We start from the raw sequence: 15,296 nt of genomic DNA on the forward strand, positions 1-15,296 counted from the left end.
ACCTTGAAAGATCAACAGGCCCTAATCACATTTATTAAATTCTGACTGATATTAACAAAAATCCCACATAGAAGTGGGATTTTTACGATATTTATCTTATGACATAAACCGTTTACGAATAAAGTAATCAACACTGGTATAGCGGCCACCGCCTAGCATTAATAGCGCGAGTAACATAAATAAGTATGTAATGGCGAATTCAATACCGTTATTTAAAATGACAAAATTACCTGAACTGGTCAGCCATTCATAATTACCATGTTGCTGTAAAATAGACTTAGCTGCAGCCAGCTTTTCAGCAGAAGATGCAACATTGTCATTCGCTAACCAAGAGCTGGCATCTGCTATCGCTAACCAGCCGTTATCAATATGAACAGCAAATGCAGCAACTAACATGGTAAACATCATTGGAATGGCAACCAGCCTAGTTGCTAAGCCAATGAGTAACAAGAATCCACCAAACAATTCTGTACCTGCCGCCAATGCCGTCATTACTTCAGGCATTGGTAATCCTAAACCCCAGTCAGGGTTACCGAACCAAGCAGCCGTATCACTGAAGTGAGATAACTTATTATAACCTGCTTGCATTAACACTGGCGCAAGATAGACACGTAATGCTAAAGGAGCTAAACCCTCAATGTGTTTTAAAAAATTTAAAAATTGCTGGTAAAGATTGCTCATATTTAATCCTTAAATATTGTTCATTACGTTACTAGACCCAGCAAAGTGAATAAATCTTTCAAAGCGTATTGATTAGCGTGAGCCTTACTTTATCTCTTTGGAAAGATCGCTCAAATCAGTAATTAGCTCATCCATTTTATTGGTGAAATGCTGCCTTTGTTTAGCACTTAAACTGCTATTAATATCAATCACTAATTGACCAAACAATCGCGAGTTCTGATCAACATGCTGCTGGTAAATAGCAGATTTTAATTCATCAGGAGACGTCATCAGTAAACGCATGCGCTTTTCTAAAAGTTCAGTGTCAGAGCGCATCTCAATTGCTTGCTGAAATTGTCTTAGCCATTCCAAACGATATTCAAGCCACATATCCAATGTCGCAATACGTTGTTTATTATATTTTTTTACAAGTGTTTCTTGCTCGAGGCTGACACTACCTAACCAATCATCAAGGTTATCTAACACTTTTTCATTTGAATCTTCTAGTAATTGTTGTGGTGTTTTACCTGCATACTTCTGATTTAGTTCTTTATTATCCTCTTTAAGCTTTTCAATCATTTCACGAGCTTGTTGATCAGAAAGACTCGCTAGAATAGGTAATAAATCAGGTAATACAAAATCGAAAATACGAAACCAATGGGCTTTGGCATCTGTGACTTGTTGCTGCCACAGTTCAGGGGTAACTGTTTGTGTTTCAATGGCATTGGATAATGTGTTTAATTGTTGGCTATATCTAAGTAGCTCATCTTTTTGATGCCATATAAGAAACTTTTCCAGCAGGACATCAAACTGCTTTTGTTGTTGTTTATCAAAAGTTACATACTCTTCAACCCGCCATTCAATGGCCCAATCGAGAAAGAAATAGCTAAATTTAGTTGAGCAACCAACTAAAAATACCACTAGCAATAATGGAACGAATGACTTCTTCAACTGACGTTCTCCTAAACCAAGTGTATTGATTTAGAATAATAGTCTTATGAGATTAAAGATAGGTATTTGTTGAATAGGATAAAATATGAATTTGTTACGTCAGCGGTATCGGTATCACTACCTAAGGCTTTATCAGCAGCCTCCGTTCCTGCTGCCATCATTAATGCCCACGCAGCGCCAAACGCCCAAAAGCAATTATATATTTGTGGCAAGTACTGAATAGAATCAGGTTTAAGGTTTGGGTGCTTAAATAAGTATTGCTCACTCAGGTCGTTAGCTTGTTCATCTGTTAATTGATGTGTAGCTAAAACGGAGGCTAAATCAAACATTGGATGACTTGTGGCGCAATATTCAAAGTCAATACAATGCAATTTATCTTCATGTAATAACAAATTAAACGGTGATAAATCACGGTGACAAAACTGAGGTTTAATCAAGCAAGACTCAAGATCCGCAAGCCATAATGTCATGGAAGATTGCAGCTTATTGAGTTGATTAAAGCATGCATGCCATTGCTGAGATTGTGAGTGTTTATTTTCTGGTTGATAGTTTTTTTGAACAGAAGACAACTCTGCTAATGATTCAAGATAAACCTGCCACTGCGCCGTTACGCTAATCTTTTTGGGTGGTAATGGTAAAGTAGCAAGTTGATTCAGCATGTTCAGTAAAAGGCCGACTGGTTCAATATTTTTATTGTCACTATTGTTTTGTTGATATTTATTTTCACTAGGTCTTCTAGGAGTATTAAACCCAAACTCGCCATACGTCGATGCCCAATCAAACTGCTGTTGAATTATAAACTTACTTAAATAAAACTGTTGGTTATCACTTTGCCAAATGAGTTTAGGGGCTAAACCAATCGACTCTGCCCTTTGCCAACAAGTGACCTCGTTATCTCTATCACACCATTGTTGAATATCTTTATTATCACGAAGTACCCAATCTTGATTGGCCATTTTAAGGTGGTAATTTGTGTTACTTAACCCTGCTGATAGCTTCTCAATCCCAAGGCACTCTTCACCTATCACCATCACAAGTTTGGCGGGTAACTGGCTTTTAAGTTGTGATGGTAACAAAGACCAAGGATTAAGATGATTCATGTAACCTTTATTGTCTAATTCTATTCACTTAAGTCTATTTATCTATTTCTATTTATGACTAATTCTTTGCAAGGGATAAACCTTCATCAAGGTTATCTTGATGCATTTTTTTACGCCACATAAAGTAGCCACTGACAGCCATAAAGAGATATAGAATCAACAAACCAGAGGTCAGCATGAGCCCTTTTTGAAGATATAGATATATAGATAATGAATTAATGACCATCCAATAATACCAGTTCTCAATAACCTTCTTCGCGACTAAGTAGGTCGTCATTACAGCAAAGCAAGTGGTTAACGCATCGAGATATGGAAAAGACGCACTGGTTTTTGTTGCCATAAAATAGCCAACAACGAGTGATATCGCAGTGGTTACTGCAATGATGATCAAATGCTTGTTAAGCGACCAACTGATAATGGGTAATTCTGAAGATTTAACATTATTTGATTCATGTGTACTGCCAGTCTTTTGAGCACCGCCAGTATCTTGATTATTGCCAGCTATATGAACATTAGCAGAGCCATAACGCCACAACCAAAAACCATATACAGCCATTGCCATGTAATATACGTTAAGCACTGACTCCATTAATAATGAGACTTTCCAAAACAATACGGTATAAATTGCCGTACTGACAAAAGCAGCAGCCCAGCACCAGATATTGGTTCTCATCGCTAATACTAGGTAAGCAATGGCCAGTATGACTGCAATCGCTTCCCACCCTGTCATGGCTGACGCTTCTGATATTGCGGTTTGAATAGATTGAAAAATCTCTGCAAGCATATTAATGGTTTCTTTTTGATCAAAAAATAGGTTAACGAATTACCCTAACGGCTTCTTGGAACTGGCATGTATTAACGTTCTTACTTTATATGAACTAATTTGTACAATGGCTTTACGAACTATTCGGTGTGGGTTAAATCTAATTCACCACCGATAAACTTACACACAAATACAGCTTTACCCCACTTTTGGTGCGCAGCTTCCATTTCAACAGCAAGCATAGACATCACGTCAGCATATTCACCACAAACTTGAGTTGCCATCGCGTTGGTTTTTCTTTCAATATTTGAATAGCTATCAACACGACCTATAAACCACTTAATAGGATCGAGGTAGTTTTCGTTGAACGGATACATACTGATTTCAGCTGTCAGTTTCATTAGGAATTCCTTTGTGGATGTTGAATTAAAAATACCGCCATAGTTTAGCAAAGAAATAGCACAAAACTTAGCAAAAAAATGACGGAATTTTACTGTTACGCATTATTAAAACTATTGTTATTGTTAAAGAAATTATACTTTATCAATAACCAGTAATCGCTACATAAACTTCACATCAAGTGTAATACCTAACTGACGAGGATCACCGTAACGCACATACTGTTTGTCTGCCCAATCTAAGTCAGGCTCATTACCAAAGTAAAAGCCTCTGACGCCGTATTGCTCATCGAATAAGTTACGACCCCATAAATAAGCTGACCACATTTGCGACTCGTAACCGATACGCGCATTAAATATGGTATATGCATCAGACTTTGACTCGTTGCTGTCAGAGTAGTAGAAGTCACTTTTACCGCTAGCATTTAAGTTAGTAAACCACCCTGAGTCACTCACATAGCTCATACCAGCACTGTAAGTGAAATTAGGAGCATGAGCTTGGTCACGACCCGTTAAGTCGATGACATTGCCGTATTTATCATTATATTGATAATCGCCATATTCAGTTTCTAACCAACCAACACTGCCGTAAAATTGTACGTTATCAGTAGCATAATATTTGAAATCAACCTCAGCACCATAGTTTTTAGCACTGCCCGCATTCTCAGTAAACAGAATGAAACGTTGCTGATCATCAGGGTCTTGTTGCGATGCCGCTACCTGTTGATTTCGACGGTCCATGTAGAACAGTGCCATATTGGTCGATACAACCCCCTCTAGCCAAGATGATTTAAGTCCTAACTCATAGTTGTATAAGATTTCAGTATCAAATTCTTTCTTGTCAGCAAGTTCTGGTGGCAAGGTCATGTTAAAGCCACCCGCTTTATAACCACGGGCAACTCTGAAGTAGGCGTTATGATCTTGATTGAGACTTTTTGAAATAGCTAAATGACCACCCCACATATTTTCAGTTGGGTCGAACTCATCGCCATTGCTGTCGGAATATTCACTCTCACGGCGCTCTAAACGAACACCTGCAGAAAAGACATAACCATTACCAAACTGGGTATCTGTTTGAGCAAAAATAGCGTAGTTAGTGGCTTCATATTCTGATTGTAAAACTTCATCTGGCCAGCCGTTGTATTCAGAATATAAGTTGTTATCTTCTTTAAGGTTCATGCCATATAAACCTAGTAACCAATCAGTCGAATCATTAAAGATTCTGCCAGCTTCATTTGAGCTAATACGAAACTCTTGAGAAAAGGTTTTACGGTCGCCCTTTTTATCCCATGTATAATCATAAACACATGGTTCTGTACCAATCTCAACCCAATTTTCATCATAAGCAGTACATTCTTTAGAAGCCCAGTAATCAGGATTAGCCCAATCGCCATCGTAATTATGGTGATGGTCAGTTTGCGCAAAAGAGGTTAATGAAGTGAGCTCAAATTTTTCGAACTGGGTAAAAATCGCCTTCAGACCAACGCCTGTCGTTTTTTGCTTATCAACACCAGGTTCATCGGTAATAGTGTCAAAACCATTGTTATCTAATGTCCATACATCATAGCCATTATCAAAGTTGGCGTGTAATAGAGTTAAATCAAGTTGAACATCATCGGTTGCATACCAACGCAGCTTTGCTCTCGCGGTAAACTCATCGCGTGCATTGGTGTCTTCGCGCTCTAAGTAAGTATTGTCGCGATAACCGTTTTGGGAATGCTGCTCTAGCGATACGCGGTATAGTAATTTACCTGAATCAGTAACCGGACCAGAACTAAAACCAGAGAAGGTTTGTAAGTCATCATCACCCATTGATACTTGCGCACCATGTTCAAACACATCAGTTGGATCATTACTTTTCAAGTAGATTAAACCCGCTAAAGCATTAGCACCGTATTGTGTGCCTTGGGGACCACGAAGTACTTCAACTTGTTGCATATCGTACATGCTTGAAACCATGCCGATACCTGATAAATCAATATCATCAACAATAAAACCAACGGAGGAATTTGGCGCACCTTGATATTCTTCTTGCTCACCCACACCACGAATTTGGAAGTATTTAGGGCGAGAGCTGCCACCTGACCAGTTAAAGTTGGCGATAGAATTCAACACATCTTCAAAATGTTGAGCGCCTTCGTCTTGTAATTGCTGGCTGTCAATGACTGTCACGCTAGAAGGGGCTTTTTCAAGCTCAATGTTGCCAAAATCAGCATTAACAACTATCACTTCCATTTTTTCTTCATTTTGGGAAACGCGCTCAAGATGTTCAGTTTGAGCAACAGCTGAAGAAGACAAAGCAGCTAAGATGGCAATCGCTACGGGCGATTTAGATTTAAATAAAGACATAGGACCTCAAATAATAATTTTGAGATCCGGCAAGCATAGCGAATTAGTGATGTGCATTCGTGATCATTTTGTCTATTCACGTTTATATAAACGCGATTTCAAAAAGTTGTCTTAACGATTAATGCAGCCCATTCCTACGCCGGTATTAGCCGGATCAGGTTCTAAGGGTTTGTAACTAAACATCTCAGTTAGCTCATTATTGTGCTAACACCCCTTGGCGTGGCGGATTATAAACGATTCAACTTAAGTACGACACTATTACTGAGAACTTTTCATTAACTATTTGAGTACAAAACTGCATCACTCGCGAATCGCGGGAACTCAGGCATAAAAAAACACCCAAATGTGGGTGTTTTTGAATTAAGCAGTAAGTTTAATTCGAAAAAGCCTTACGAACATAAACTTCAAATCGTGTGGCATTGGCATTAGGTGCTACGGCTGACACTTGCATCTGCTGCATGCCGTGAAGTTTTAATGATTTCCAGCTTGTTGCTTCATCTTCAATCGTATAACCACTGACGTCATACCAAGTGAATTTATACTGTAATCGTAAGTCAGTACCGACTTTGCTGAGTATAAGTGCAGAGCCTTGCAATAAGTCGCCCTGAGTGCGCACTTTGACTTGTTCAACAGCAACGTCACTAGCAAAAGAGGCATTATCTATTCTAGTTTCTCCATTAGAACCCGCGGATACGCCTGCGGTGTGATTAGCGCAAGCAGACATCATTAAAACTAACGTTACGACGACTATTGAATACTTCATCATTCATCCTCTTGATAATGTAATAGCGATATTGAGCACAGTTTAGATTGACAAAAGTCTATTGATCGAGCAAAAAATGCGCTCTAGCAGTGGCTATTAATTGCTTTCTGTTGGTTTGCCAACAGTTAATAGTTACGTGAGCCACTCTTCTACCTTGACGAGTGATTTTACATTCAGCAAAGGTATCCTGATGTAGCCCTGCTCGTAAATAATCTATTGAAAAATCAATTATTTTAGGTACTTTTTTAGCTTGCATAAATACCATTAGCTGCACAATAGCCGACATTTCCATAAAGCCGGCAATCACCCCACCATGAATCGCAGGTAAAATAGGGTTGCCAATATTGTCGTCTTTTTGGGGTAATTTAAACACCATTTCATCGCCGAAACGGTTAACACTCATGCCAATAAATTGAGTGTAAGGTACTTTCGCTAATAAATAACTATAGTCATTCAAATCAATAGCGCGTTTAACAATATCATGAACATTTAAATCGTCCGCCGCAAACGCATCTGCTATTGGTGTGATTGATTCACAAGTGTTTTCCTTGCTTAAAATTTGTTCACCTGTACTTTTCGACTCCCCCATTAATGCCTGGCGAAATTCTTCACCAACCATTTCTGGGCTAATACGCATAAAGGAGCCTACGGCATGAGCAATAGGGTCATCCACACTGTCTTGGTAAGCAATGGCTCTTGTAAAAGCAACATTAGCCGATAAACGATAACATTCAGCGATTGCAAATAGCGGCTTATCAGGCTCAGCAGGCTTCATATAATCGACACGTAAATCCAATGTTGGCGATATTTCTAAAGATTCATATTTAGCTAAAATAGCACTGACAACCGACGTGCCAGATGCTGTATCAATTAATGTGGTAACAACTCCACCATGAATAACACCAGTATCAGGATCGCCAATAATGTCTTGGCTATAAGGCAGCTCAAGTAGCACATGGTGCTCACTTGCCTCAAGTACACTGATATTTAACCGACGGCATTGTGCCAATTGATTAACAAAGCGAGTCGCGACTTCAGTCAGCGGGAAAAAATCACTATTTATTTTCATTTCGCCAGCGTTATCCTGCATGATTAAGCATTGGACCTAATGGTTTGCCGCCCACTAAATGCATATGAATATGGTAAACCTCTTGTCCGCCATGTTTATTACAGTTCATGATTAAGCGATAACCATCTTCTGCAATACCCGCTTCATCAGCTAACTTTGCAGCCACAGTCATCATTCTGCCTAAAGCCAGCTCGTCTGAAGCTTTTATATCATTGGCGGTAGGAATTAGATGATTAGGGATAATTAAAATATGTGTCGGCGCCTGAGGCGAAATATCACGAAAAGCTGTCACTAACTCATCTTGAAATAAAATATCGGCAGGTATTTCGCGGCGAATAATTTTACTGAAAATGGTTTCTTCGGCCATGGTTAATCATCCTTATCATTATTGTAGGGTGAAGCCTGTCACTGTGAACCCAAGCTAGATTATCTTATAGTATCAAGTACACCCTTTGTCACTCCAGTGAATATGCATTTTAGAATTTGTCATCATGTACACATGCATTTGCACATTGGCAGTGATTTTGGCAGCATTAACACTCTTCTAGCTCGCAATTCTTTTAGCAACACCAACTTACTTGGAAATTGTTCATGCATTATCACATCATTGCTATCGATCCTAAAGCGCATTTATTTGAAGTTACTCAAACAATTAGCACTGCAAAACCACAACAAATTCTTTGTTTGCCTTCTTGGTTACCTGGCAGCTATATGATCCGTGATTTCGCTAGAAACATCATTGATATAAAAGTAGTTGATAAAAATGAACAACAGATTGAGTTCAGCCAGATAGATAAGCAGACTTGGCAATGTCATAACGATGACAATTTTATTAAGATTAGCTATCAAGTTTATGCTTGGGATTTATCGGTACGTTCTGCCCATTTAGACACCACCCATGGCTTTTTTAACGGCAGTAGTGTGTTTCTATCTGCAAAAGGACTTGAACACACCAAGCATACATTAACCATTGAAAAGCCAGCATTAGCAGAGTTAAGTCAATGGAAATTAGCCACCAGCATGAAAAGAACCTCTGGTGAGCAATTTGGTTTTGGTGAGTTTTATGCTGACAGCTATGATGACTTCATTGATCACCCAGTAGAAATGGGCGAGCTTACTATAGAAAGTTTTGAAGCCTGCGGTGTCACTCACGATATCGTCCTAAGTGGCAAACATCGTGCATCAATGCCACGTTTATGCAAAGACTTAAAAGCCATTTGCGAGTATCAAATCAACCTGTTTGGTGGCACTGCGCCATTTAATCGCTATGTATTTCTCACCACGGTATTGGGTAATGGTTTTGGCGGTTTAGAGCATCGTGCAAGCACTGCGCTTATGTGTTCACGAAAAGATTTACCAACAAATATGCATCACGAGGTTAATAAAGATTATTGCGTGTATTTGTCGTTATGTAGCCACGAGTATTTTCACAGCTGGAATGTAAAACGCATCAAACCTGCTGAATTCACCCCATTTGATTTATCTCAAGAAGCCTACACCGAGCAGCTTTGGGCTTATGAGGGCATTACATCTTATTTTGATGACTTCCTGACTTACCGCAGTGGTTGTGTTGACCAAACGCAATATTTGACCATGTTAAGTGAAATCATGACGCGTGTTTACCGATCTCAAGGTCGATTTAAGCAAACCCTTAAGTCATCAAGTTTTAATGCTTGGACCAAGTTTTATAAACAGGATGAAAATGCCAATAACGCTATCGTCAGCTACTACACCAAAGGGGCACTATTCGCCCTATTTTTAGACTTAACGATGCGTTTAGAAACTAACGGTGAAAAAAGCTTAGATGATGTGATGCGCATTCTTTGGAAAGAGCATGGCGCTAAAGACATTGGCACTGAGGTGAATACCCACCAACAAATCATCGAAAGCTTGTTAAATAGAAATTGCGACGATTTATTTGCTTACCTTGAAAACACTCAAGATATCCCGTTAAAGCCTTTACTTGAAAAAGTGGGCATATCTATGCGTTTAAGAGCAAGTGCAGGAAATTCAGATTTAGGCGGCGGAGATACCAAAGGTTATACCATTGCATTTGGCGCAAAAATTAAAGCGGAATCTATTGGCCTTAAAGTCTTAACGGTTGCTCAAGGTAGTCCGGCACATCAAGCTGGGGTAAGTGCTGGCGATTTATTGATTTCAGCAAACCACCTGCAGGTAGATGGTCAATTTGAAGCACAATTGCAAACTATGACCATCGATGATGAAGTGTTATTACATTGGTTTAGACGAGATGAGCTAATGCAGGGAGCAATGCCAATACAAGCAGCCATTGAAGATACGATAAGTCTTGATATTCAAGACAAAGAGAAGCTCAAAATCTGGTTATGATAATTCACGACTAAAATAGTATTCAGAAAATGCTCATCGTCTAGATTAAAACTTACAAATTTTGATATGAAGAAAACCAATTTAGACAAAACAAAAAAGGTGCCTAATGGCACCTTTTACTTTTTAATTTGTTTATATGATAAATGCTAACCGCGTTTAATTCTCGCGCTGACTTTAGACTCACTGTGTGCTTCTAACCAATACTTTTGCAAAGTTTCATTTTGCATTCCAGTTGTTGGGTCTCCTAAATTCCAAGCGCCCTTCCAAATTCCATCAGCAATAAGATGCACTACTGCACTTTCAATGGCTGATGCTACACACAAACTAACAGGCTCATTAGAGGTATAACCCACTTCTGCTTCCAATAAATCTTGTGTATCGATAAATTTGAAGACTCCTGCTGTAATTTCTTTTGAAATTACACCTTTCGTTGTTGTCACACTACTCAATAAGCGGCCTGTTCGAATATCAACCGCACGTAAGTTTACTGTGATGCTATCAACACGATATTGTCCAGAAGCACCAATCCCTAAATAACGCGCGCCAGCACCACCTGTTTTAATGTTGGTATCATAAGCAACAATACCGCCTTCCATTAATACCTGCGCACTGTTTAATTGAGGAAGCTTACTTGCCTCTCCTTTTAATCCAGCCCTTAAAATCTTTCGTTCTGTTAACAGGTTTTGCAGGCCTTCTCGCTCTACAGGGATAAACCAATCAGAATCATTTAAAGATTGCGCTAAAAATGCAGTCCCAGACTGCGGAACTGCAGTTGAAAAATTACTTGAGGGGATAGGTTTATATTGACCCGTTTGATCTCTAAAGTCGTACACTGCTGCGATCATTGCCCCTTGAGGGAATGGCAAACTTGTTAAATCATAATAAGTTTCACTTTTTGGCATTAGACTTGTTGTGGCATCTATATCTTCAAATTCATTGTCAACAGAAGAACAAGCTGTTAAACCAACTACCAATAAACTCACTAAAATCCTTTTCATGTTATCCTCCTGTCGAAACCAAACCGCCGACTTCAATTACGGTGGTTTCACCTGTAAGTACATCTGTAATATGTACTAACAATGTACCATCTTCATTTACTACATTAATTTCGAAGTCATCTGTTTTCAAATAACCTTCATTACCGTTTGCAGCATCATTAAATAACTGGGACATTAGCCTTGACTCTAGTGAGCTTGCCAATCTCTCCAACGCAGTAGGAGCGACATAACCAGAACCACTACTCCCAGAGTCATCAGTATGATCATTCTGAGAGATTGCATTATTTAGTAAATATTGACCATTTAAATAACTACCACCAAATGCAGGGTTAACAGGTGTGTAAACTAACTGAGTCGCTGAGGTACTACCACAAAACAGTGCTGTTAAAATAAATAATAATTTCTTCATGTTGCATTCCTTGCCTAGATTTCATCAGGAGCTAGATCGGGGTCAAAAAAACTACCCAATAATGCTCGCTCGTTTACTTTTTTAACTGTTGAATTGACTCTCTTAGCAGCATACTCTGCTTGGTCATCAATATTCCTACTCATAGGAGAAACAAAAGTCACAAAAATAGTTTTTCGATTCTGTTGAATCAATATTTTACTTCCGCTACGAGCAGTCGCTTGTTCTATGACAGTTATGCCTGAATGCTTTGTGTCTCCGCCAATATCACGATAAGAGCTCACAAACTCCCTATAAAATCGATGACCTAAACGAGTCATTGCTCTATTAAGAATCAAACCATCAATCAAGTCTTTTTCTTTAGCAGGTACTGCATCACTGATATCAATTGGTTTGACTTTAGTAGCATTTTGAATACTTTTATCTGTTGCAGATTTTTCAGGTTCTTTAGCATTGCTTTGTATTTCAGCTAGGTTCTGGTCAACCGTAGCTTCATTTTTATTACTACTCTGTTCAATAACAGGTTTTGCAACTTTTTTGTCTGTGACAGGTTGAACTCCAGCATTAGCATTGCTGGTTAGCAAGAGTATAAAAAACATCAAATTGATGTTTCTCATACTCTGACCTCATGCATATGAGTTTGCGCCCATGCTATAGCCTGGCCACGGCTTGATACGCCTATTTTTCTAAACGCTCGATATAGATGGGTTTTAATCGTAGACTCGCTAACAAACAGCTGATTCGCAATATCTAGATTAGTACTTCCTGTAAGCAAGGCTTGAAGAACCTCTCGTTCACGAATAGTAAGATGCTCGCTTTCATCATCTACATCTTCACTCATCAAAGACTTATGCAAATCACTAGGTATTATGCTTCGACCTTTAAGGATTTCATTAAAGCCACTACTTACCTCGGCTAAATCAGCATCTGAATAAAATACACCTGCGGTTGTTGCTGGGTGGACTAAAAACTTTGCGTCTACTTGTTTAGGAAAGTTTAAAAACACTGTTTTAACTGCATAATATTCACGTTCTATCAATTTTTGTAATTGATAAGCTTGCTGAAGATCAATCGTTGCTAAGTCGAATACAACTAATGATATTTGTTGCGAAGAAAGTAAAGTGCCCATTGTGGCAGGAGAAGCTTTAGCCAATTTAACCAAAAACTCCTGTGGCCAACGACAATCAAGTAAATCAATTAATAATTGAGAGCGAGAAACGATCATCCAATTAACTACTTTAAACATTAATTACACTCCATGTGACTATATGAATAAAATGAATGCCATAATAACTTTTCACTAGTTGACCCAATTAAATAAAAGTATTAGGAATTAAAGGTTGTGAAAAAAATAAAGAGTTAGTACTTCACTGCACTAACTCTTTATGAATATTATCAAGCGATAATGTTGTAAACAATTAGTCAAAAGGGTGTTTTCACACCCTTAAGTAGACGAAAGTATTACATCCCTTGATTTACAGTGATATTGTTTCCCGCGCCTGAAGTAACTGCAAACGAACTATTGCCATTTCCTATCTGTGTAACTGCAACAGTACTGCCAGAACTTATATATCCACCTGCAAATGAGTAGTTTCCATCACCTGTTTGTGTGACTGAAACAACATTTAAATCACCCATAATGCCACCAGCATACGACTCATTCATATCGCCTGTTTGAACTAAATCAACCGTGGTTCCCATGTCATCAGTAAGCGTATATGAGAAGTTATCATCACCGTTTTGAGTAACATTAACCATATCTCCTGCACCATATTGCTCATTGTATGCTTCATTTAAATCACCAGTTTGAGTTAATGTTGCACCATCACCCTCACCGTTTTGGGTAGATTGTACAAGGTTGCCTAATCCACCTACCGTCGAAGTTTGAGTTACAAAAGCTGAATTATCAGTACCGCCTTGATTAACAAAAGCCTCATTTGAATCTTCCGATTGCATAACACTAGCTAAATTATTATCACCATTCTGGAATGTAACTGCAGTATTAGCAGTACCTACTTGTGAAATTGATGCATCATTTGAAATTGAAAACTCTTGTCCTGTTGCAGCAATATTATCTGAGCCACTTTGTGTTATCAGTGCTACAGTATCATCAGTACCCGCACCCATAAGATGGTTATCAGTTCTTTGCCCAATAAACGCATCATTACCTGAACCGGTTTGATTAACCGTACCTGTTGCTGAATTTGATACAACTTGAACAATTGCACCTCGGTTTAAACCAGTTCCACCACCATATTGGTTAATTGTTGCAAACGCATTATCTGAAAGTTGGTTAACTGCAGCGGCATAATCATTGTCGCCATATTGATTGATTGTCGAGTTAGCAGTATCTCCACTGTCTTGAATAATACGCCCCCAGTTATCATTACCCATTTGCGTCACTGTAGCAGCGGCATTTAAACCATTATTAAAACGTTGTTCAATCGTTGCCAAATTATCATTACCAACAGTGTAAATGGTCGCTGTAGCAGAATCAGTGGCATCATGTTGATAGACTGTACCAGTATTGTCTGCCCCATCTTGAGTGATAAAAGCATGGGAATTAGTTGTATCTGCTTGTTCAACTGATGCCATACTGTCTGAACCAGACTGAGTAATTGTTGCATCGTTGTCGTCACTATTAACTTGCTGAGTGACTGTAGCTGTTAAATTTGAACCTGACTGTGTCACATATGCTTCGTTATCATCACTTGCATACGCTACTGAAGTGGTAAATATTGCAGTTGAAACTAATAGTGCTAATTTTGAATATTTCATGTTCGTCTATCCCTTTACTTGAATTAATAATAGTTAAAAGTTTGTTTGGGTAACTTCATAGCTTCTAAAAGCACCCACTTGATGAAATGTTATATCGTGATTTGAACCTAGTTGATTAATGTCAATATCATTGCCATAACCAGCTTGTGTAACAACAGCATTGTTGTAATTCCCTTCTTGATACACATCAATAGAAGAATTACCACCACCTTGCTTTATAAAGACATCGTTATTGGTCCCTATTTGCGAGATTTCTACTTCTAAACCAAAACCTAATTGATCAACGACAGCCGAGTTTTCTTGCCCTTGCTGTAACACATTAAGTAAATTGTTCTTCCCTATTTGATTTACGGTAGTTGCATTTCCTTGTCCAAACTGATTCACAACTAAATCGTTTCCGTAACCATGTTGGTCAATGTAAGCTTCATTAAATCCGTGTGATAATTCATCTATATTACTGATATCTTGACCTGCAAAACTTGGAAATGATAAGCACAATCCAATAGCACATATTATGGCTATTTCAAACTTGCGAATAATCGCAACGAATTCATTAAAGATTGAAAGCTTATTCAAGGTCATGCTTCCTGCTCCCTTGTTTTTTAATCGTGAGATAATTATGCGATGAGATTAGAAACAATGAATCCACCCCGAGTATTAAAGCCACTTAGACCAATAGGCTAAAAAAAGTAACACCCCCCACTTTTGTACT

At 38.6% G+C, this 15,296-nt stretch carries 16 protein-coding genes and 1 riboswitch; of the genes, 1 reads left to right on the plus strand and 15 read right to left on the minus strand.

From position 1 onward, the window contains the following. Positions 1–96: 96 nt before the first annotated feature. The 9 genes from L2735_RS15475 to hinT all read right to left on the minus strand — a co-directional run bounded on the left by L2735_RS15475 (position 97) and on the right by hinT (position 8,420). Positions 97–681 (minus strand): HvfX family Cu-binding RiPP maturation protein, encoded by a 585-nt coding sequence (locus L2735_RS15475; protein WP_248985569.1) that lies wholly within the window; start codon positions 679–681, stop codon positions 97–99. 84 nt (positions 682–765) lie between these two features. After that, the gene (locus L2735_RS15480) at positions 766–1,611 is read right to left on the minus strand and encodes a DUF6279 family lipoprotein (protein ID WP_248985570.1); all 846 of its coding nucleotides are present in this window, start codon (positions 1,609–1,611) and stop codon (positions 766–768) included. Positions 1,612–1,655: 44 nt separating this feature from the next. Then, entirely contained in the window at positions 1,656–2,711 is a 1,056-nt protein-coding gene (locus L2735_RS15485; RefSeq protein WP_248985571.1) for a phosphotransferase, read from the minus strand. A gap of 58 nt (positions 2,712–2,769) precedes the next feature. Then, positions 2,770–3,495: a nicotinamide riboside transporter PnuC gene (pnuC, locus tag L2735_RS15490; protein WP_248985572.1), complete on the minus strand. Its 726-nt coding sequence runs from the start codon at positions 3,493–3,495 to the stop codon at positions 2,770–2,772. Between the two features lie 119 nt (positions 3,496–3,614). Beyond that, positions 3,615–3,875: a YkoF family thiamine/hydroxymethylpyrimidine-binding protein gene (locus L2735_RS15495; RefSeq protein ID WP_153915403.1), complete on the minus strand. Its 261-nt coding sequence runs from the start codon at positions 3,873–3,875 to the stop codon at positions 3,615–3,617. A 159-nt stretch (positions 3,876–4,034) separates the two neighbouring features. Further along, positions 4,035–6,221, minus strand: a complete 2,187-nt coding sequence (locus L2735_RS15500) for a TonB-dependent receptor (RefSeq protein WP_248985573.1) — start codon at positions 6,219–6,221, stop codon at positions 4,035–4,037. A gap of 114 nt (positions 6,222–6,335) precedes the next feature. Then, positions 6,336–6,446: riboswitch (TPP riboswitch) on the minus strand. 148 nt (positions 6,447–6,594) lie between these two features. Continuing rightward, the gene (locus tag L2735_RS15505; protein WP_248985574.1) at positions 6,595–6,984 is read right to left on the minus strand and encodes a YcfL family putative periplasmic lipoprotein; all 390 of its coding nucleotides are present in this window, start codon (positions 6,982–6,984) and stop codon (positions 6,595–6,597) included. Between the two features lie 58 nt (positions 6,985–7,042). Further along, positions 7,043–8,053, minus strand: coding sequence for a PaaI family thioesterase (locus L2735_RS15510; protein ID WP_248985575.1), 1,011 nt, complete (start codon positions 8,051–8,053; stop codon positions 7,043–7,045). Between the two features lie 10 nt (positions 8,054–8,063). Then, positions 8,064–8,420 carry a purine nucleoside phosphoramidase gene (gene hinT, locus L2735_RS15515; RefSeq protein WP_248985576.1) on the minus strand — a complete coding sequence of 119 codons (357 nt, stop codon included), beginning with the start codon at positions 8,418–8,420 and terminating at the stop codon, positions 8,064–8,066. 224 nt (positions 8,421–8,644) lie between these two features. Here hinT and L2735_RS15520 point away from each other — a divergent pair, with 224 nt between their 5' ends. Continuing rightward, positions 8,645–10,402, plus strand: coding sequence for a M61 family metallopeptidase (locus L2735_RS15520; protein ID WP_248985577.1), 1,758 nt, complete (start codon positions 8,645–8,647; stop codon positions 10,400–10,402). A gap of 146 nt (positions 10,403–10,548) precedes the next feature. Here the strand turns inward: L2735_RS15520 and L2735_RS15525 are convergent, their stop codons facing one another. The 6 genes from L2735_RS15525 to L2735_RS15550 all read right to left on the minus strand — a co-directional run bounded on the left by L2735_RS15525 (position 10,549) and on the right by L2735_RS15550 (position 15,166). Continuing rightward, the gene (locus tag L2735_RS15525; protein WP_248985578.1) at positions 10,549–11,400 is read right to left on the minus strand and encodes a CsgG/HfaB family protein; all 852 of its coding nucleotides are present in this window, start codon (positions 11,398–11,400) and stop codon (positions 10,549–10,551) included. Position 11,401: 1 nt separating this feature from the next. Continuing rightward, the gene (locus L2735_RS15530) at positions 11,402–11,809 is read right to left on the minus strand and encodes a curli assembly protein CsgF (protein WP_248985579.1); all 408 of its coding nucleotides are present in this window, start codon (positions 11,807–11,809) and stop codon (positions 11,402–11,404) included. A gap of 14 nt (positions 11,810–11,823) precedes the next feature. Beyond that, entirely contained in the window at positions 11,824–12,423 is a 600-nt protein-coding gene (locus L2735_RS15535; RefSeq protein WP_248985580.1) for a curli production assembly/transport protein CsgE, read from the minus strand. Further along, the gene (locus L2735_RS15540; protein ID WP_248985581.1) at positions 12,420–13,052 is read right to left on the minus strand and encodes a LuxR C-terminal-related transcriptional regulator; all 633 of its coding nucleotides are present in this window, start codon (positions 13,050–13,052) and stop codon (positions 12,420–12,422) included. The genes L2735_RS15535 and L2735_RS15540 overlap by 4 nt, the downstream gene beginning before the upstream one ends. A 215-nt stretch (positions 13,053–13,267) precedes the next feature. Then, the gene (locus L2735_RS15545; protein WP_248985582.1) at positions 13,268–14,584 is read right to left on the minus strand and encodes a curlin; all 1,317 of its coding nucleotides are present in this window, start codon (positions 14,582–14,584) and stop codon (positions 13,268–13,270) included. Between the two features lie 33 nt (positions 14,585–14,617). Continuing rightward, positions 14,618–15,166, minus strand: coding sequence for a hypothetical protein (locus tag L2735_RS15550; protein WP_248985583.1), 549 nt, complete (start codon positions 15,164–15,166; stop codon positions 14,618–14,620). Between the last annotated feature and the right edge of the window lie 130 nt (positions 15,167–15,296).

This window comes from Shewanella olleyana, from assembly GCF_023283825.1.
GTDB lineage: Bacteria > Pseudomonadota > Gammaproteobacteria > Enterobacterales > Shewanellaceae > Shewanella > Shewanella olleyana.